Genomic DNA, 18,378 nt, shown 5'->3' with positions numbered 1-18,378 from the left:
TCAAGGCACGTCTTAGAAGTAGGGGTTATTTCTGTTACGTAGAACTAGTTTTTCGTGAGTATGATTGTTTGATAGGATAGATTTTTAATGATCAAGTACTTTTCCAGAGCTGATTTGCTCATTTTTCTCTTCGTCGATGCCGTATTTTTGGTCAATTTTATCGCTTACCTTCGCATTAACAAATAGAATAATGATAAAAGTAACAACTGCACCCTGTGCTCCCATGAAGTAATGGAATGGCAATCCATTTACTGAAAACGTGGAAAGTGGCTTTGCAAATAGGACCACTCCAAATGAAACAAGAAAACCGATAATGAGATAGATAATAATATTTCTCGTTTTCTCCCTAAAGTATCCATCGGCAATTTTCTTATCAACTTTTTTCAACTACTAGCACCTCCATAAAAATAAAATTGATGTAAACTTTCGGTAATCCGTATTGTCTTTTATATCACCTCCTTTAGGGTATGTACTGGGTTATTAGCCTAGATCAAAAATAAAACGGAGCGTTTCCCCTAGTGGTGCGGGAAAACGGATGATTTCAAAGACAAAATACGCAAAGATGGACACAAACGGCAGAAGTAAAAAGAGGGGGCGCTTCCGCTTAAACGCCATAAAAAGGCTAAATCCAACAATTATTAGCATTAAATATAAGATCATAGATAACACCCCTTAATTTGAAAGCGTTGTCAAAAATATCATATAATGGACGATTACACTTTCTATATTTACTATGTACATTTTATAATATTACGAAAATTACTAATATTTATATTATCAATTTATTTCCAGGGCTCGTCAAGAAAAGATTTTGGCGAATTTTTGGGGAAAGAAGGACATTGTGAGACCTGCTCAGAGAGGTTGTAATCTTACGAATTAGTTTTGGGGTTTACTTGAAAAAGCAGTAACATAATGACTTTTTAAAAGCTCACTTTTGGATTATATCGGAAGATACTCGATTTATAGTTATGATATTAGTAGACTTTTGGGTTATTAAGGAAAATCCCTTCGCTTAAAACACCTTTATGACCGTAGATTTGGGTTATACTGGAAAAAAATAAGAGATAAAAGCGTGTTATGTCTACACTTTTGGAAATATGAGGAAAAACCCTGATATAAAGCACTTTTATGACCACGCCTTTGGGACCTTCTGGAAAATACTATTATATAAATCTCCTTTTTGTACTGTCATTTGGAAATATCAAGAAAAGGCAGTAGCATAATAGCCTTTTCCGAAGCACTTTCAGGTTAAGCTGGTCTCCTTTTTAAAACCATCTATAACAATACCGCCCCATATACAAGCGACCCGACAATCACATACGCGGGGTGAACCTTCCATTTTTCAAGCAACAAAAAACTGAGCACCACTAAAATAATACTATGGACCAACCCGGCATCCTCATATGATTCCTGAAAAAAGCGATACGCCATTGCTCCCAAAAGAACAGCAATTGTTGGCCGGATATAGTTCGTCATCCGCTTTACTTTCGGAGAGTGCTTAAACTTTTTCAAAATGCTTAGCAAGCCGATCATTAAAATGAGTGATGGAGCAACTGTAGCAAATATGGCAACTGTCGCGCCCAACACACCTGCCTGTTGAAACCCGATATACCCGGCCATTTTCGTTGCAATCGGACCCGGTAACGCGTTCCCAATCGCAATCACTTCACTAAACTCATGAACTGACATCCAGTGATAACGATGGACTACTTCATTTTCAACAAGAGGAATGGAGGCAGGACCGCCTCCATAGCCGAGGATCCCAGGAATAAAAAAAGCAATAAAAAGCTGCACGTATATCATGTTTGTTTCTCCTCCTGCTTATCCTTTTTCACCAAAGCAAGTACAAGTAAGGCACCAACTAAAATACCGGGATGCACGCCGAACACATCCAACACCAGCACACTTACCACCCCTAATAGGATGACCATTGTCCAACCCAGTCCCTTTTTAGCATTGATGAAGAATTCCCAGGTTAATTGGGCTAGCATAACCCCAACTACAGCCAACACAGCCTTTGTCATCCCCTGTACCCAGGCAAGATTTTTAAAGGAGGTCAATGAAGTAAGTAAAATAATCATTAATACGATTGTCGGGACTGAGGTTGCCAAAACGGCATTGATCATCCCAAGCCAGCCGCCAACACGATAGCCAATATAGCCTGCCATTTTCGTTGCAATTGGGCCGGGCAACGTATTCCCAAGGGCAAGGATATCGCCAAAATCATCATCATTTAGCCATTTGTAACGCTCTACTGCTTCCTTATGGACAAGTGGAATGGAGGACGGACCGCCTCCATAGCCAAGTAAACCAACTTTAAAAAACGCAATAAAAATATGAAATTGCTTCATGTTATAAGTCCTTTCGTAAATAAAAAAGAGCAAGCCTCGAATTAGGCTCCCTCTTAGTGTTTTCAAATATTGGTCTTGTATTCAAACAGCTATTTGTGTAACAGCCGTTAATACAATTTTACTCCCCTAGCACCTCAATCATCGCACGAATCGAAGCAGTTAGATCCGCTAATGACCAGCTTGGGATGCCATTTTTCTTAAGTGCAAGTTCATGTGAAGCTGGAATATGAATAAAGCCCGCACGCATCTCAAGATTCTCCTGCTCGATTTTATGCAACACCGAGTACATCACATTGTTGCAAAGATAGGTCCCTGCTGTGTTTGAGATTGTGGCAGGGTATCCTTTTTCAACCGACGCATTGACAAACTCTCGAATTGGCAATGTCGAAAAATAACCCGCAGGGCCCTCCTCTTCAATCGGTGCATCCTGCAATTTCACGCCGCTGTTATCCGCAGCCCCATCACGACAGTTGATTGCAATTCGCTCAGGCGTGACTTTATTTCTTCCTGCAGCAAGCCCTAATGAAATCACAACATCCGGTTTTACCTCATTGATATGTTCGATACATTGTTTAGCTGATTCTGCAAAATCCACTGGTAAAATTCTTCCTATAATTTCATATCCACCGATGGTTTGCCCTTCCAAAGCTCTTACGATTTCCTCTGTTGGATTGATGGGATTATCTAAAAAAGGAACAAATCCTGTTAATAAAAGTTTCATTATTTACACCTCTTTATGCTAGAAAAAACGCGCCATATCCGAGTGCCCCAATGATGACATAGGCGGGGTGAACCTTCAGTTTTTCCATTAATACAAAACTTACCACTATGATGATAATGGTTTGTAGCCAGCCCGCATCCGCATACGATGTTGTAAAAAAGCTGATGGTTAAAGTACCTAGTAAAACTGCAATCGCTGGGCGAACATAGCTGGACATGCGTTTTACCTTTGGCGAATCTTTATGTTTGTATAAAAAGCCCAGTAAAACAATCATCAAAATGAGAGAAGGAGCTACAGTCGCAAAGACTGCAATAATTGAACCTGGTATTCCCGCTACTTCATACCCAATATAGCCTGCCATTTTTGTTGCGATTGGGCCGGGCAAGGAATTTCCGAGAGCGAGCACTTCACTGAATTCGGAAACGGTTAACCAACCATAACGTCCAACAACCTCATTTTCAACAAGAGGAATGGATGATGGTCCCCCACCATATCCAACAATGCCAGGTATAAAAAAGGCTAAGAAAATTTGCCAATAAATCACATGCCAACACCCTTTTCTATTGTTTGCTCGACTTCTTTTGCTTTGTCTCTCTTAACGATTGCAGCAACAAGAAGTACCCCAATGATGATGCCCGGGTGAATTCCCACAAACTCAATTAATATAAAGCTTACGACAACGATTCCTACAGCAACCTTCCAGCCTAAAGAATCCTTTGACTTTTTTAAAAAGTCCCAAGTTAATGTTGCCATCATGACACAGACGACAGGGATTACCGCCTTTACCATCCCGTGCACCCAAGGCTGATCCTTGATTGACGATAAAAAGGTTAATAGAAGAATCATGAGTATAATCGTCGGAACCATCGTTGCAAATAATGCTGTCAAGAGACCTAGGATTCCTGCTACACGATAGCCAATATAGCCTGCCATTTTCGTATTAATCGGTCCCGGTAATGTATTTGCAAGTGCGAGTACATCTGAAAATTCATCATCATTCATCCATTTGAAGGTTCCAACGACCTCTTTATGAACGAGAGGAATGGAAGACGGGCCGCCTCCATATCCCAATATCCCCGAACGAAAAAAGGCGATAAATAGATTAAGGTATTTCATACAATCATCTCATTTCTGTTTTGGTTACCAAGATGCAATACTACCATCTGTTCTCGCTTCCGTACCTCCTGCAAGGACGCCCGTTCTCGGGTCCCTCCAGATAATTTGACCGCGACCAAAGCTGCCGCCATCAAGAGCTACCTGAATTTGGTGACCTCGTCTCGCCAGTGCTTGCGCAACATGCGTTGGGAAGTTCGGTTCCACCACTATTTTTTTACCTTCAATCCATTGCCATCTTGGCGAGTCAAGTGCTGCCTGCGGATTCAAATGGAAATCAATCGTATTCATAATCACCTGCGCATGACCTTGTGGCTGCATGTATCCACCCATAACTCCAAATGGACCGACCGCTTCCCCATCCTTTGTTAAAAATCCAGGGATGATCGTGTGGTACGTCTTTTTGCCTGGTTCCAATGCATTTTCATGTGCAGGGTCTAATGAAAAATCATGGCCACGGTTTTGCAAGGCAATTCCTGTTCCCGGAATCACGATTCCAGAGCCAAAGCCCATGTAGTTACTTTGAATATAGGAAATCATGTTTCCTTCCGAGTCAGCAGCCGCTAAATAGACAGTGCCTCCACGTGGTGGTGTTCCTGGTTCTGGTGTTAGTGCCTCTTCACCAATCAGGCTTCGTCTTTGTGCAGCGAATTCTTCAGATAACAACTGCGCTGCCGTCACTGACATTTTTTCAGGGTCTGTCACATATTTTTTGCCGTCTGAAAATGCGAGTTTCATAGCTTCAATTTGTTTATGGTAGGTTTCAACCGATTCTTTTTCCTTTATGTCAAAACCGTTCAGGATATTAAGCGCCATTAACGCAACAATTCCTTGACCGTTTGGTGGAATCTCCCATACATCATAGCCACGGTAGTTTACCGAAATTGGCTGCACCCACTCAGGCTTATAGTCTGCTAGATCCTCTTTTGAAAGGAAGCCCCCATGTTCCTTGAAGAAAGCATCGATTTTATCTGCTAGCTCGCCTGTATAAAAGCTCTCCGCATTGGTTTCTGCAATGGAACGAAGAGTATTTGCATGGCCCTCCGATCTCCACACCTCTCCAATTTCAGGTGCACGACCTTCAGGTGCAAATGTATCAAACCAGCTTTTATATTCTGGTGTTGTAAATATTTCTTTGTATTTTTTATAGGCACCCTTCCAGTATTTCGCTAGAACAGGTGATAATGGATAGCCTTCCTCCGCATATTGAATTGCAGGCTTTAAAACTTCGGTTAAAGGAAGCTTTCCGAAACGTCGAGACAACTCTGCCCATGCGGAAGGAACACCAGGCACTGTTACTGGTAATAAGCCAAATGTTGGCACTTCTTCGTGACCTTTTGCTTTCACCGCATCAATTGAAATGCTTTTTGGCGCTGGTCCGCTTGCGTTTAGACCATGCAACTCACCCTTCACCCATACAAGTGCAAAGGCGTCCCCACCTATTCCATTCGAGGTCGGCTCAACAACAGTTAAGGTTGCAGCTGTTGCGATGGCTGCATCAATTGCATTTCCGCCCTTTTTTAGAATATCTAACCCTGCTTGGGCCGCTAATGGCTGGGACGTTGCCACCATCCCATTTTTCGCGAAAGTCGCCATTCGTTGTGAAGCATACGGGTAATTCAAATAATCTAAGTTCATTTTTAAAATCCCCCTTCTATGTACCCCATTTTGACAATTGTTAGTTATTTTTCGAAAATTGATTAACAAACGGAATTTTTTGTTTATAATTATGATTATAATTGAAATTTAAAATATATTCTATAATTTTAACGAAATAAGTAAAACTGCGAAGAAGTGGATTATCGACATACACCAAAACGTAAGCATGTCCAATTTGTTGCTGTGTGTTGTTTCAACCGATGGTAAAATAAATGTAAGCAAGTAAACCGTTGAAAAGTGGGGATTCAATGAAAATCGATGAAACGGATAAAAAAATTCTTGAGTTGTTAACCATAAATGGGAGAATGTCCTATGTGGATATTGGAAAAGAACTAGGTCTTTCAAGGGTGTCGATTCGCGAACGCGTCAATCAATTGATTGAAAAAGGCATCATTGAAAAATTTTCAGTCGTGATTAATTCTGAAAAAGTGGGTAAAGGAGTGTCTGCCTTTTTCGAAGTGGAGTGTGAACCCGCTTCACTTGTAAGGGTCGCGGAGACACTCGCGAACAACCCAAGTGTCGCAAGCTGTTATCAAATGACAGGACCAAGCACCCTGCATATGCACGTCCTTGTTGAGGATTTTGCCAAGCTTGAAAAATTTATTAATGAAGAGCTCTATAGTTTGGACGGAATCACAAGAGTGGAGAGTCATATTTTATTAAGAAGATTTAAGAGTCGAACAGGGTTGAAGCTATAAACAAAAATGGTGTCAAGGCAAATGAGCCTGACACCATTTTTCATCCTTATTTGTATAGGAAGTTTGTTCCCGCAAGGTCACTTTGACCCTTGTATGTTGCATAAGCATAGACGTTGTAATAGTTGCCTTTTGGTAATTTGAGTTTTTGACCATTTGCTGCAAGAGTGATTGTTCCATCCCAATCAAAATATTGATATCCTGCCGGAACGTTTTCATAAACAGCAATGTCACCCAAATAACCAAGTGCCTGACCAGCTGAATTTGATAAATACACAAAGAATTCTACTTCCTCTGCCCCACTAGGGAAAAAGCCTCCAACCTGAGTTAGGTTGCCGTTATCATCAATTGTAACAAATGCCGCTTCAGCACGAGGATAATCTGGCTCCTTTACAAATAGGATTGTCGGCACATCGAATGTTTGCTCTCCATCGCTAATTGTAATCGTTCCTTCATAGTATCCTTGGTCAAGCTTTCCAGCATCCACCTGAACATTTAGATTTACCTTTTGTGATTGACCTGCATTTACTTTTAGGTTGTTGCTTGTCGTCACCTTAATGCCTGTAGGGTTTCCAGCGAATGAAACGTCAAAGCTATATGATTTTCGTTCATTCGAAAGATTCTTCAGAGTAAAATGTTGCTTTTCAACTTGTTTTCCTTTGTCCTTATCGAACACACCAAATGAATAGCTACCTGGGGCTGCAAGTGTGTTTGTGTTGATTGCATCTAACGGACGGATACTTCCAGCACCTTGCGTGTTGTGTGGGTATACTTTTCCACTCGCATCTTTTAATTCAACTGCAGTATTCATTAACGCTGCTTTTACATCTTCTACATTCCAATCAGGATGTGCTTGTAAAATCAGTGCAGCTGCACCTGCAACATGCGGAGATGCCATACTTGTTCCTTGCTTCGCACCATAACCACCTGGGATGGTACTTGTAATGTTTACCCCAGGTGCTGATACATCAGGCTTTATCATCCATGTTTGGTTTACTGGACCACGTGAGGAGAAGTCAGCCATCGTTTCACCTACACCGTGTGAGAATTCGATATTAAAGCTTACTTTGTTATTTCCTTTTGCAAGCTCGTCTAATAGCTTGTTCCCGTCCTCTAACGTTGTTTTAATCGTCGGAACAGCCATGCCAGCAACATCAGGAGTTTCCCCGGCAACATTGTTATAAATAATCGCACCCACTGCACCCGCTTCCTTAGCAGCAGTTGCTTTGTCAACGAATGCAATTCCTGCTCCACGGCTAATTAACGCGATTTTACCATTTAAATCTTTTCCAGCAAACTCCTCTGGTGAACCAAATCCTACATGTACAAACTCAAATTCTTTTCCACTCAAAGCGAGTAACTCATCATCACTCGGGAATCCTTGCACCTTCGCAGACGGATATTCAACACCCGCCGTTGTTGAAATAGACGCATTATACACATTAAACGGAAGCTGTGTAGCCCCTACAGAAATGGCATCACGCGATGTACCTGGTGATCCAACTGTCCAATTTGCAGGTCCAGCGTTCCCATTTGAAGTAACCGCGACAACACCTTCTGCCATCGCCCAATCTAAGGCAATGCTTGTTGCATAATCAGGGTCGTTTAATGAGTTACCTAATGAAAGATTCATTACGTCTGCCCCATCTTGAACGGCTTTCTCGATTCCAGCGATAACATTCGCAGATGTCCCGCTACCACCAGGGCCTAATACACGGTAAGCTAAAAGTGCGGCTTCTGGAGCTACACCCTTAATACCACCATTTGCGGCTACTGTGCCAGATACGTGAGTACCATGATCTGTTTTTGCTCCACGTGGGTCGCCAGCTGGTGTTTCCTGTGGATCATCATCATTGTCTACGAAATCCCAGCCTTTGTAGTCTCCAAATGCGTGTTTTAAGTCAGGATGAGTATAATCAGCACCTGTATCAATTACTGCTACTGTAATGCCTTTCCCTGTAAAACCCGCATCCCAAGCGTCATTAGCGCCTATAAATGGAGCACTCGCAGCCATTTGAGGACTGAACGCCTCTTGCGAAATGGTTTCACCAGTATCCTCTGTAATCGTATATTCCACATCAGGATATACCGCTTTTACCCCAGGCACTGCAAGTAATGCCGGAACTTCATTTGCTTTTAATTCGACAGAGAACCCAGAGAATACATAATCGTACTCGCGGTTCACTTTACTAGATTTTGCCGCTTGTTTCACTGCGTCTTTTACCTTCTGACGCTCTTTTGCTAGATTTGCTTTTGTTTGAGATTTTCCAGTCTGTTTTGCTTCGACAATCGATGCTTCGGTAAGTTCCACTATTACGGTTGTAGAATTTGAGGATTTCAGATCTATGTTGCCATATAGTTCTGCTAGTTGTTTCGGAGCAGAGGATTTTTCGTTGTTTATTTGTGCGAATGCTCCCATTCCAAATGAAGAAAATGTTAATAAAAAGACTAATAGAATAAATAAAAATGTAAGTGTTCGTTTTTTACCCATGACCTAAGCTTCATCTCCCTAAACATACTATGGGCAAGTCCTTTCTCTTATAAAACCAATCCCTCCTCCTTTATTTTTTGCAGGACTTTTACCAATACTAAGAGATTCTACGGATTCCCTCCTTTGTCCTTGGGTAATTGTCCTCATTATTCTGACAATAAATCCGATACGATCAGACTTAATTCGAAAATAACTTCGTATTTACTCGAGGTTTGTAGATATGAGTCAATACTTGAAAATACATGACTATGGAAATACGTAAGATTGCATATGAATGGGTTAGATTGGAGCATTGTAGCGTTGTTTTTTCATATTAAGGATAACTTGTAGTGATAATATTTTATGACTTAGAAGAAGCTAATAGGAGAAAGGAGGGATGCAAATGTCTGCGATTAAGAGGTTAACAAGCTTGAGTGTTATACTTGCGTTGTTTTTAGTTGGCGCGATGGGTGTATTTGCCGAAACACAACCATTGGAGCCGATGGCAAAATTTGAGGTCGAAATAAACGATGATTACTTTAACCCGAAAGCCATCACATTACCTCAAGGAAAACCGTTCGTGTTGGTCTTGAAAAACAACGGAGTTAAGGAACACACCTTCACAGTAGAAAAGCTCGGAATTGACTATGAATTGAAACCAAAACAAATTAAAATTGTTACTGTGGGACCAAAAACGCCCGGTACATATGAACTGATATGTCGGTACCATTCCAAGGAAGGAATGACGGGACAAGTCATTGTAAAATAACAGGCATGGCCAATTGGCCATGCCCCGTTTCATTATGCTGCCCGTTCTTTTTTTGCGAAAAGATAGATTGAACTGATTAGCAGAATTACAATAAAAAGAATAGATATCGTTAATGACAGAGCAAAATGTTTGTCTGGGCTACCTGTTAATAGAAGCTTGCTTGCGTGTGTTGAAAGTCTTGCCGGGCTCCATGTCATCCATTTCGATAATAAGGATGTAACGGCTGACAGCCCAATCGCTACTAATAACGAGACAAAAGCTACAATTAAATTGCTTTTAAACAGTGAGCTTAATAGAAGTGTGACCGTCACAAGGAACACAAGCCAAGTTCCATAGACTAGTGAGCCCTTCATTAATTCCCCGAATCCAATATCGCCAATCAAAACTCCGGTATAATACCAAGACACTAAGATTCCTAATAAAAATGAACCTACTGTCATTAAAACGATACTGACCCATTTTGCTGTAATGTAATTGGCAAACGAAACGGGTTTTACGAGAATGATATCGGACACGCCGCTATTCTTTTCAGCCGCTACAATTCCCATGAACGCAAGCACTAACACAAGTATTCCGATTTGAGTGTACTGCCCAAAGGTTTGCACGATGACCTCTTGAGGCGATGGGATTGGAATTTCAAAAACCGACCCCTCTGGCAGTTCACCCGCTGCTTTTATAATTTCCGGCAAATAATACGAGGTGACCGGTTGCATGATTCCTAATAAAATAAACACGAGTGGAATCCACAGAATTTTAAAATTCCGCGTCATCTCAATCCATTCTTTTTTAAACAACACTACCCATTGCCTCATGACTTCACCACCTTCATAAATACATCCTCGAGCGACGATTGCCCAATTTTAAACGTGGAAACTGGTATATTTTTAATCAAGATATCTTGTAAAATAGCATTTCGCGCTGTATCAAGCTGTGTTACCACAATTGTGGCCGTCGTCCGCTCTACGCTCACTTCATGAACCGACTCAATCGCTGTTAAGCCGTTCGCCCAGTCCGAGATATCTATTTCGGCTTCGATAACGATCACATCATGCTGGTGCTTTTTTCGTAGACCTGCCAACGAATCGCTTAATGCCAATTCACCTTTACGAATAATGACAATATCATCACAAACCTCTTCTGCGTCATGCAATACGTGTGTAGAGAAGAGAATCGTTGTTTTCTTTTTCAATTCTCGCATCATTTCAATGACCTCACGGCGACCGACAGGGTCTAGCGCGGACACAGGTTCATCAAGCATGACAAGCTTTGGTTCATGAATCATCGCTTGTGCAATTCCTAAGCGCTGTTTCATTCCGCCCGAAAATCCACCAATTTTCTTTTTCTTTGCGTCAGAGAGTCCTACCAATTCTAGTAATTCTTCCGCTTTTTGCTGGGATTCTTTTTTTGATAAATGTGCAAGCTGTCCGACATATACTAAAAATTCACTTGCTGACATCCAGTTGTAAAAAACCGGGTGTTGTGGCAGATAGCCAATGTATTTTCGATTGTCGCCATTTTCCATACCATCAAATGAAACTTTTCCCGAGGTCGGGTGAAGGAGTCCTGCTAGCATCCTGAGTGTTGTTGTTTTTCCCGCTCCATTTGGCCCAAGCAATGCGGTGCAACTCCCTTTTTTAATCTCAAAAGAAAGATTATTCACCGCTGTCTCCTTCCCAAACCGCTTTACTATATTTTCGATTGAAACTAGAGTCTCCGTCATCCTATCTCTTCCTTCCAATTACAAAATAGAGAATAGGACCAATCATGCTGACTAAAATGATGACAAACACCCATAAAATCTTTGGCCCATTCGTTCCTTCACTTCTTGCAAGGTCAATTAAAGCTGTCACCATTAAAATTAATTGAATCACAATAATCGGTGCGATAAGCGCCCAGTTAATATCTTCAAACCCTGTCATGCTGGATCACGTTCCTTTCAAATGTTTTTCCGAAGATAATACGATTGAGGGTAAGAAAAAGTTCAGTGGAAAATAAAAAAATATTAGATTAATATCTTGGGTCACAGGGACAGGTACACCGTTCCACAAAAAAACAGCGCCTTCTCCTGGTCGCTGTTTTCAAATTTATTAGATGAAATTCTTATGATTTTTTACAAAATAAGATTCTAGTAGTTGCTGGAACTTGTCTTCTAGGTTGTAATATTCCTGGTCGGCTTTTTCAATCACCTGATAAAAAGGCTCCTCATTGCTCTCGCCATTTTCTAAAGTTATGAATGTCTGCCACATTTCTTCACCATATTTTTGTAAAATCACAGCGTAGTCCTGTGCGCCGATTTTTTCTAAAATATGGGTTAGGTCTTTTATGTACGTCACAATGCTGACTTTCTCAATATACGAATGCCACCAGTTTAGTAAAGCCTCATGTCCACCACTTTCTAGCTCTGAATAGTACTGAAAAACAAGATAGGCTTCATTAAGTGTTTGATTGTCGGATGGAAAATCGATTTTGCAAATCACTTGAATCACTTCATTCCAAATTTCATCATTATTTTTCATTTTGGATTGTCCTCTTTTTTACCTCATTATACCAAAAAAACCGACTACTCGGTTTGAGTAATCGGTTTGAATTTTAGCTAAAGTTGCCACCACAGCTAGACTACTGTTTCTCCTAGCTTAAGCTTTCGCCATTCCGATTGAAGCATCAGTTGAGTTTGCATTTTCCTCTTCATCTGAGTCTTCATCGTCAGCAGGAGTGCCTTCTTCATCTGCTGGCTTCTTACTGTCTTCTGGTTTCTCTTCTTCTTTAGGTTGCTTATCTTCTGCAGGTTGCTTGTCTTCTGCAGGTTGCTTGTCTTCTTCGTTACTTGCAGCCTCTTTGTCTTCTGTACCATGCTCACTCTTTTCAAGCTTCGTTACAGATTGTCCAAAGTACTCAAGTGGATTAACAGCTACTCCGTTGTTACGAATTTCAAAGTGTACGTGAATTGCTGCCTCTTTGTCAAATTGATTTTCGCCAGCCATTCCAAGGACTTCACCTTGTTCAACAACGTCACCTTTTGCCACTTTTAAGTCTGCAAGCGATTGATACATTGTGACCACACCGTCAGTGTGCTCGATTTCCACAACATTTCCGTGTAGTGGATCCTTTTCTGCACGTGTTACAGTTCCAGCTAATGATGCAACTACTTCAAATGTCTTACCGTCTTTAGCGACGATGTCAATTCCTTTATTAGGGGAATAAATATTGTTATAGACTACAAGAGCTGCTTCTTGCTTTTCTGCTGAAGCCTCTGCATCATAGAATTCCCTAAACACTTGAATGGCATCTTCGTCAATGACAGGCATCTTAAAGTTTTCTGCCGCTTGGTTTACTGGTAAGCTTGGCTCATCACCTGTAGCTGTTCCCGGTTGATTTTCACCATATTTCAAATCATCCTTCGCTACATCGTTTTGTCCTGTAAACCATAAAACCGCGGTTAGAATGAGTGCTGCACTTACCAAGTAGATTGCTGGAAACACCCAACGCTTTCTAAATAAGCGTTGTAAACTTGATTTTTGAGAAGTACGTTTCTTTTCTTCCTCTCTCATGTTTATCACCTCAGCAACCATTCTGAACACATTCGCGGAATTATATACATATTCAAAAAATTTTTTTCAATTATTTTTCGACAAACCTAAAAATATTATTCATAGAATCGAAAATTTTGTTAAAAAAGGGGGCCAAGGGGACGGTTCTGTTGGTCCCCAATGTTGTTGGCGCAAGGAGCCGCAGGGACGGTTCTTGTGGCTCCGGAGTTGATGAAGGACTTTTCACAACATCTGGGCACGCGTTCGGGACTTCATCAACTCGATGAAGACCATTCCCAAACTGTCTGACGCGCATTCAGGTTTTCATCACCCCGATGAAGACCATTTCCAAACTATCTGACGCGCATTCAGGTTTTCATCACCCCGATGAAGACCATTCCCTAACTGTCTGACGCGCATTCAGGTTTTCATCACCCCGATGAAGACCATTTCCAAACTATCTGACGCGCATTCAGGTCTTCATCATCCCGATGAAGACCTTTTCCAAACTGTCTGACGTGCATTTAGGTGTTCATAACTCTAATGATAACCTTTCCGCGCTAACCCTTAGCTCATTTGAGTCTTCATCACCCTGAATAAAAAGGAGTACCGTCGTTCTATTCCTTCCACGTTCCCCTTTCGCCTACAACTCCGACGAGGTTAAGTCCTCAACATCTTAATCGATACAATACATAAATAGCATCTCCCTCACACTCCCACAAAATGCTATACTATGTAAGTACATTTTAAAAAGGAGACTCATTCATGAAAGTTTTTTTGCGATTACTACTATTAATAGCACCTTTTTTATATATGGTTTTTATTTTCATTTTATCAAGCCTTCCATCTGACGCAATCGTGAATACGCCATTTTCGTGGGATCAGGCTTTTAAAGAATCACTCCATCTAATCGAATTCGGAATTCTTTACGGTCTATGGGTTATGTTTTTTCTCGTACAAGGAAAGTTTACGCCCAAAACAAGTATTCTGGCTGCGGTTCTCTCCATCGCTTATGGGTTCTCTGATGAGCTTCACCAGTACTTTGTCCCTTACCGGTCCGCAACCGTCATTGATCTTGTTAAAGACACAATTGGCGTGCTTGTGCTATTTACGATTGTTAAGGTAAGCTATTTTGGTGAAAAACTACCACGATTCAAAAACCTTCTTCAATGGATAGAAGGTTTGAACAGCAAAAAGGCAGAGGGGAACTAATCCCTCTGCCTTTATTTCTTGACCGTTAATTTATTTAAAAAGTTTTCAGTGGATGAAATTTCTACACCCTGATAGTAGTGCGACACAATCTCCTTGTAGCTCTTTCCATCCTTCGCCATTCCGTCCGCACCATATTGACTCATGCCAACCCCATGGCCGTAGCCTTTCGTCTTAATGACAATATTGTTGCCCTTGCGCTCCCATGAAAAATCTGTTGAGCGTAGTCCTAACGTTTCACGAACTTCCCTGCCTGTAAAACTCTTTCCGCCAATCTCAACCGTTGCAACACGATTGGACTGAGTTCTTGCTGTTACTTTTCCAACATCATTTCCACTGCCGAGCTTAATCCCGAGCTTTTGTTCAAAATCAGCAACTGAGATTTGTACTTGATCGTGAAATTTCTCTGTATTTACATCCCACGGACTTTCCACACTTTTTAAATAGGGGTACTCATTTTTATAGTAATCCTGGGAATTTTCCGTATAGCCATTACTCGTCGAGAAAAATTGGGCATCAATTGGCGCTCCGTCATAGGTAAGAATTTGACCTTGTGTTTCTTTCACGGCCTGCGTTATTTTTTTGATTTTCCAATCATAATCGCCTTTCCATTCCGCTTTTAGCTCCTCAATGCTTTTATATACTTGATGGTTCGTCGTATCAGACACATCAGCACCGTCTGGAACACCGATTTTTTCCTCACTGAGCATATGCCGCACCACATAGGTTCTTGCCGCCAATGCCTGAGCCTTTAATGCCTCTAGTTCAAATTTTGCAGGCATTTCCTTTGCTAGAACACCTACCACATAATCCTCAAGCGGAACATTTTCAATCTTTTGAGCACTGACGCGGTGCACAGCCACCTCCACTGTCGGGCCCGAAGCAATTTGAGGCGGTTCTGGATTCGATTGTCGTTCTTCTGCGAGTTTTACCGCTTCCTTACCGGAAAACGGAATAACAAGCATCGATGGAATCAATAGAATCAGGACAAAAAGGACAGAAACTAGTACAATGATGGGTTTAATCTGTTTCATGAATGCAAGCCTCCACATTAAAATTAATGCATTTCGTTCATGCACCTATATATCAATATTTATGGTGGTGGACAAGCGTTTATGACTCAAAAATATTAAAAAATTCTATATTCTATTTTTTTCCATGCATAGTATAATTTACCTAGTATGTCCCTTTTAAATAAAAGTGGAAACGCGCAAATGAGTAAAAAAGCAGATATGTCTTGCTCTTGCTTTGTTAATTACGGTTTATAATTTTTTATGATCAACCAGACTCTCGAGCAACAGGCGTCATATTAGTTCTCCTCATTATCGAAAACATCACGCCTCTTACAAAAAAGGATTAACTTTATATGTATAAAAATAAAAAAGCTAGAGATATTACCTTGTATGGGTAATGTCCCTAGCTTTTTGTGGTTAGTCAAAAGTTTACTTTAACTTCTTCCACGAGGCTTTCTGTTTCTTCATTTATACGTTCGATGTCAGCACCTAATGCCGCAAGCTTTTGATGGAAGTTCACATAACCACGGTCTAAGTGCTTCAGTTCTGTTACACGAGTGTAGCCATCTGCAACCAATCCGGATAAAATAAGTGCAGCAGCAGCGCGTAAATCAGTTGCGGCTACTTCAGCTCCTTGAAGCTGAGATTCTCCGTTAATAATAACAGAACGGCCTTCAATTTTTATATCACCGTTCATGCGTCGGAATTCTTCGACATGCATGAAGCGATTTTCAAATACAGTTTCTGTGATCATACTTGTGCCCTGTGCACGAAGTAATAATGCCATCATTTGCGATTGCATATCTGTCGGAAAACCAGGATGTGGCATCGTTTTAATATCGACAGCCTTTAATTTTTCTGGGCCAATGACACGTAAACCATCTTGTTCTTCAATGATAGTAACGCCCATTTCTTCCATTTTTGCAATTAGCGAACTAAGGTGTTCTGGTACTGCACCTTGAACAAGCACATTACCACCTGTTATTGCAGCAGCTACCATAAATGTGCCTGCTTCAATGCGATCAGGGATAATATTGTGTGTTGCTCCATGCAATTCTTTTACACCTTCAATGCGAATGGTTCCAGTGCCTGCACCTCTTACCTTTGCTCCCATTGCATTTAGGAAGTTGGCAAGGTCAACAATTTCTGGTTCTTTTGCACAGTTTTCAATGATGGAAACTCCATCAGCAAGTGTAGCAGCCATCATTATATTCTCAGTAGCTCCTACGCTTGGGAAATCCATATATACTTTTGCACCTCGAAGTCTTCCATTGACTTCGGCATCGATATATCCATTTCCAACTTTCACAACTGCACCCATTGCTTCAAATCCTTTTAAATGCTGATCAATCGGTCTTGAACCTATTGCACAGCCGCCAGGAAGAGCAACTCTCGCGTGGCCATTGCGGGCAAGCAATGACCCCATAACAAGTACAGATGCGCGCATTTTTCGAACATATTCAAAAGGTGCTTCTGTTTTTAGCTCTCTTGATGCATCGACAACGATTTGATTGTTTGCAAATGTAACCTCTGCGTTTAAATGGCGCAATACCTCATTAATCGTATACACATCTGAGAGCGTGGGTACTTCATTTATCACACTTTTACCATTACTAGCTAATAAGGATGCAGCGATAACTGGCAAAACGGCGTTTTTTGCGCCTTCTACTTTGACTGTGCCGTTTAACCTATGACCGCCGCGGACGATGATTTTTTCCAAGGTATTCCCCTCCGCGTCCCATTTTCTATATATTCATATTCATTCGTAACAATTGGTGTTCCATCTTGACCGCTGTTTATAGAACCCAATCTTTGCATATTCATTACTTGTAGTGGAAAATTTCGTTCGCACTGATGTAGTATATGCAACCCACCGGGCAAATGTCTCTGTTTTGGGTGTGAAAGCATTGTGTACATCAATCCATAAAAATTGAATGATCACCGCGCTAACACGGCATATTCATGTATAAATTTTACACAAAACCAATTTACATCATATCACTCAGAACCACATTGGCACAAGTGAAATTTGTGGGAATTTCGCAATAATTGTCGACAAATATTTGAATATTTGAAGGAATATTTTTAGGTGAAAACTTTTCATAGTTCACATAGTACAATTAATACGAAAGGAACTTCTTGTTTATGAGGGTTTGTCTTCTTATTTACTACATTTTAAATTATCCTAAAATAGAATTTGATGACATTCATAGGGGGCAAACTTATGCAGAATTATCGCCAATGGAATTAGTCCGTGAAAATCATCAAGTCTAAAAATGAAGTTCCTCGTATTATCACCTTTACCTTCTAAAGGGTCATCCCAATAATATCCATCGTATATTTTCGATGAGTGAAGCATACTAAGAAATGTTTTGATAAAAGCCATGCCCTTTTGGAGCATGAGTTCATGTTTTTTCTGATTTCCTCTCCTTACTTACATTTTTACCAGTGCCCTACTTGAGGATACGTGGAAAGTAGTGGAGAACGTATGCCATAGCTTTAGTTAGGATTACCTTCCATAAACTTCCTGCATAAGGAGCAGACCTTAATCAAGTATAGTTGGTAATTGTTGTGACCAGAGGAGATAATCTAAGAAGAAATTGCTGACCGTTGATCCAATAGCAATTGTCACAAGAACAAGAAGAACGCGCACCTGGAAAACATGATTTGGCTTCACCAAATGCTCATATCGAATGCTTTGCAGGGCCCACCACGTAACGGCTATAAATATCAAATGTGAAATAATACTGATAAGTGCTTGATACCCAAAACCAGATAACATTAAACCACTCCTTTACCTATACATCCGTAGTCCCACCTTCTAAAAGGGACGTTATAACATTCAGCACTG

General features: G+C 40.9%; 20 protein-coding genes. 3 read left to right on the top strand and 17 right to left on the bottom strand.

The genetic code is table 11. From position 1 onward, the window contains the following. Positions 1-84: 84 nt before the first annotated feature. The 8 genes from DZB84_RS09655 to ggt all read right to left on the bottom strand — a co-directional run bounded on the left by DZB84_RS09655 (position 85) and on the right by ggt (position 5,823). Positions 85-387 (bottom strand): DUF4212 domain-containing protein, encoded by a 303-nt coding sequence (locus DZB84_RS09655; RefSeq protein ID WP_116352046.1) that lies wholly within the window; start codon positions 385-387, stop codon positions 85-87. 93 nt (positions 388-480) lie between these two features. Then, a complete protein-coding gene (locus DZB84_RS09650) occupies positions 481-660 on the bottom strand; it encodes a hypothetical protein (RefSeq protein ID WP_116352045.1) in 180 nt (59 codons plus the stop codon). Between the two features lie 615 nt (positions 661-1,275). Next, complete coding sequence (locus DZB84_RS09645; protein WP_116352044.1) at positions 1,276-1,803, bottom strand: chromate transporter; 528 nt, start codon at positions 1,801-1,803, stop codon at positions 1,276-1,278. Continuing rightward, positions 1,800-2,351, bottom strand: coding sequence for a chromate transporter (locus DZB84_RS09640; protein ID WP_116352043.1), 552 nt, complete (start codon positions 2,349-2,351; stop codon positions 1,800-1,802). Before DZB84_RS09640 ends, DZB84_RS09645 begins: the two co-directional genes overlap by 4 nt. Before the next feature lie 118 nt (positions 2,352-2,469). After that, a complete protein-coding gene (gene pcp, locus DZB84_RS09635) occupies positions 2,470-3,075 on the bottom strand; it encodes a pyroglutamyl-peptidase I (protein WP_116352042.1) in 606 nt (201 codons plus the stop codon). A gap of 10 nt (positions 3,076-3,085) precedes the next feature. Further along, complete coding sequence (locus DZB84_RS09630) at positions 3,086-3,616, bottom strand: chromate transporter (RefSeq protein ID WP_116352041.1); 531 nt, start codon at positions 3,614-3,616, stop codon at positions 3,086-3,088. Then, entirely contained in the window at positions 3,613-4,188 is a 576-nt protein-coding gene (locus tag DZB84_RS09625) for a chromate transporter (RefSeq protein WP_116352040.1), read from the bottom strand. The genes DZB84_RS09630 and DZB84_RS09625 overlap by 4 nt, the downstream gene beginning before the upstream one ends. A 24-nt stretch (positions 4,189-4,212) precedes the next feature. Next, positions 4,213-5,823 carry a gamma-glutamyltransferase gene (ggt, locus tag DZB84_RS09620; protein ID WP_116352039.1) on the bottom strand — a complete coding sequence of 537 codons (1,611 nt, stop codon included), beginning with the start codon at positions 5,821-5,823 and terminating at the stop codon, positions 4,213-4,215. Between the two features lie 269 nt (positions 5,824-6,092). Between ggt and DZB84_RS09615 the strand changes: the two genes are divergently transcribed. Continuing rightward, complete coding sequence (locus tag DZB84_RS09615; protein ID WP_116352038.1) at positions 6,093-6,542, top strand: Lrp/AsnC family transcriptional regulator; 450 nt, start codon at positions 6,093-6,095, stop codon at positions 6,540-6,542. A 46-nt stretch (positions 6,543-6,588) separates the two neighbouring features. Here DZB84_RS09615 and DZB84_RS09610 read toward each other — a convergent pair whose 3' ends face one another. Further along, positions 6,589-9,030, bottom strand: a complete 2,442-nt coding sequence (locus tag DZB84_RS09610) for a S8 family serine peptidase (protein WP_116352037.1) — start codon at positions 9,028-9,030, stop codon at positions 6,589-6,591. Between the two features lie 382 nt (positions 9,031-9,412). Here DZB84_RS09610 and DZB84_RS09605 point away from each other — a divergent pair, with 382 nt between their 5' ends. After that, the gene (locus DZB84_RS09605; RefSeq protein WP_116352036.1) at positions 9,413-9,778 is read left to right on the top strand and encodes a cupredoxin domain-containing protein; all 366 of its coding nucleotides are present in this window, start codon (positions 9,413-9,415) and stop codon (positions 9,776-9,778) included. A 32-nt stretch (positions 9,779-9,810) separates the two neighbouring features. Here DZB84_RS09605 and DZB84_RS09600 read toward each other — a convergent pair whose 3' ends face one another. The 5 genes from DZB84_RS09600 to spoIIQ all read right to left on the bottom strand — a co-directional run bounded on the left by DZB84_RS09600 (position 9,811) and on the right by spoIIQ (position 13,326). Beyond that, entirely contained in the window at positions 9,811-10,590 is a 780-nt protein-coding gene (locus DZB84_RS09600) for an ABC transporter permease (RefSeq protein ID WP_116352035.1), read from the bottom strand. After that, on the bottom strand, positions 10,587-11,498 hold the full coding sequence (locus DZB84_RS09595) for an ABC transporter ATP-binding protein (protein WP_116352034.1): 912 nt from the start codon (positions 11,496-11,498) through the stop codon (positions 10,587-10,589). Before DZB84_RS09595 ends, DZB84_RS09600 begins: the two co-directional genes overlap by 4 nt. 1 nt (position 11,499) lies before the next feature. Further along, on the bottom strand, positions 11,500-11,697 hold the full coding sequence (locus DZB84_RS09590; RefSeq protein WP_116352033.1) for a PLD nuclease N-terminal domain-containing protein: 198 nt from the start codon (positions 11,695-11,697) through the stop codon (positions 11,500-11,502). Positions 11,698-11,865: 168 nt separating this feature from the next. Further along, a complete protein-coding gene (locus DZB84_RS09585) occupies positions 11,866-12,294 on the bottom strand; it encodes a DMP19 family protein (protein ID WP_116352032.1) in 429 nt (142 codons plus the stop codon). 117 nt (positions 12,295-12,411) lie between these two features. After that, on the bottom strand, positions 12,412-13,326 hold the full coding sequence (spoIIQ, locus tag DZB84_RS09580; protein ID WP_116352031.1) for a stage II sporulation protein SpoIIQ: 915 nt from the start codon (positions 13,324-13,326) through the stop codon (positions 12,412-12,414). 744 nt (positions 13,327-14,070) lie between these two features. On the opposite strand from spoIIQ, the gene DZB84_RS09575 reads away from it, so the two are divergent. After that, the gene (locus tag DZB84_RS09575; RefSeq protein ID WP_116352030.1) at positions 14,071-14,517 is read left to right on the top strand and encodes a VanZ family protein; all 447 of its coding nucleotides are present in this window, start codon (positions 14,071-14,073) and stop codon (positions 14,515-14,517) included. 11 nt (positions 14,518-14,528) lie between these two features. Here the strand turns inward: DZB84_RS09575 and spoIID are convergent, their stop codons facing one another. The 3 genes from spoIID to DZB84_RS09555 all read right to left on the bottom strand — a co-directional run bounded on the left by spoIID (position 14,529) and on the right by DZB84_RS09555 (position 18,309). Beyond that, a complete protein-coding gene (spoIID, locus tag DZB84_RS09570) occupies positions 14,529-15,548 on the bottom strand; it encodes a stage II sporulation protein D (protein ID WP_116352029.1) in 1,020 nt (339 codons plus the stop codon). A gap of 400 nt (positions 15,549-15,948) precedes the next feature. After that, positions 15,949-17,247 (bottom strand): UDP-N-acetylglucosamine 1-carboxyvinyltransferase, encoded by a 1,299-nt coding sequence (murA, locus tag DZB84_RS09565; RefSeq protein WP_116352028.1) that lies wholly within the window; start codon positions 17,245-17,247, stop codon positions 15,949-15,951. An 825-nt stretch (positions 17,248-18,072) separates the two neighbouring features. Next, positions 18,073-18,309 (bottom strand): DUF1146 family protein, encoded by a 237-nt coding sequence (locus tag DZB84_RS09555; RefSeq protein WP_116352026.1) that lies wholly within the window; start codon positions 18,307-18,309, stop codon positions 18,073-18,075. Between the last annotated feature and the right edge of the window lie 69 nt (positions 18,310-18,378).

The sequence above is a fragment of the Bacillus sp. HNG genome (genome assembly GCF_003400205.1).
Lineage (GTDB): Bacteria > Bacillota > Bacilli > Bacillales > Bacillaceae_L > Ferdinandcohnia.
Note: the sequence above shows the minus strand (reverse complement) of the source record. Positions and strands in the feature narration are given on the sequence as shown.

Excerpts from the sequence above, each read along its gene's own strand:
- DZB84_RS09650 (WP_116352045.1), bottom strand. The coding sequence starts at position 660 with ATGATCTTATATTTAATGCTAATAATTGTTGGATTTAGCCTTTTTATG.
- DZB84_RS09615 (WP_116352038.1), top strand. The coding sequence starts at position 6,093 with ATGAAAATCGATGAAACGGATAAAAAAATTCTTGAGTTGTTAACCATA.
- spoIIQ (WP_116352031.1), bottom strand. The coding sequence starts at position 13,326 with ATGAGAGAGGAAGAAAAGAAACGTACTTCTCAAAAATCAAGTTTACAA.
- DZB84_RS09610 (WP_116352037.1), bottom strand. The coding sequence starts at position 9,030 with ATGGGTAAAAAACGAACACTTACATTTTTATTTATTCTATTAGTCTTT.
- DZB84_RS09645 (WP_116352044.1), bottom strand. The coding sequence starts at position 1,803 with ATGATATACGTGCAGCTTTTTATTGCTTTTTTTATTCCTGGGATCCTC.
- DZB84_RS09625 (WP_116352040.1), bottom strand. The coding sequence starts at position 4,188 with ATGAAATACCTTAATCTATTTATCGCCTTTTTTCGTTCGGGGATATTG.
- spoIID (WP_116352029.1), bottom strand. The coding sequence starts at position 15,548 with ATGAAACAGATTAAACCCATCATTGTACTAGTTTCTGTCCTTTTTGTC.
- DZB84_RS09555 (WP_116352026.1), bottom strand. The coding sequence starts at position 18,309 with ATGTTATCTGGTTTTGGGTATCAAGCACTTATCAGTATTATTTCACAT.
- DZB84_RS09605 (WP_116352036.1), top strand. The coding sequence starts at position 9,413 with ATGTCTGCGATTAAGAGGTTAACAAGCTTGAGTGTTATACTTGCGTTG.
- DZB84_RS09585 (WP_116352032.1), bottom strand. The coding sequence starts at position 12,294 with ATGAAAAATAATGATGAAATTTGGAATGAAGTGATTCAAGTGATTTGC.
- DZB84_RS09600 (WP_116352035.1), bottom strand. The coding sequence starts at position 10,590 with ATGAGGCAATGGGTAGTGTTGTTTAAAAAAGAATGGATTGAGATGACG.
- DZB84_RS09575 (WP_116352030.1), top strand. The coding sequence starts at position 14,071 with ATGAAAGTTTTTTTGCGATTACTACTATTAATAGCACCTTTTTTATAT.
- DZB84_RS09590 (WP_116352033.1), bottom strand. The coding sequence starts at position 11,697 with ATGACAGGGTTTGAAGATATTAACTGGGCGCTTATCGCACCGATTATT.
- DZB84_RS09595 (WP_116352034.1), bottom strand. The coding sequence starts at position 11,498 with ATGACGGAGACTCTAGTTTCAATCGAAAATATAGTAAAGCGGTTTGGG.
- ggt (WP_116352039.1), bottom strand. The coding sequence starts at position 5,823 with ATGAACTTAGATTATTTGAATTACCCGTATGCTTCACAACGAATGGCG.
- DZB84_RS09640 (WP_116352043.1), bottom strand. The coding sequence starts at position 2,351 with ATGAAGCAATTTCATATTTTTATTGCGTTTTTTAAAGTTGGTTTACTT.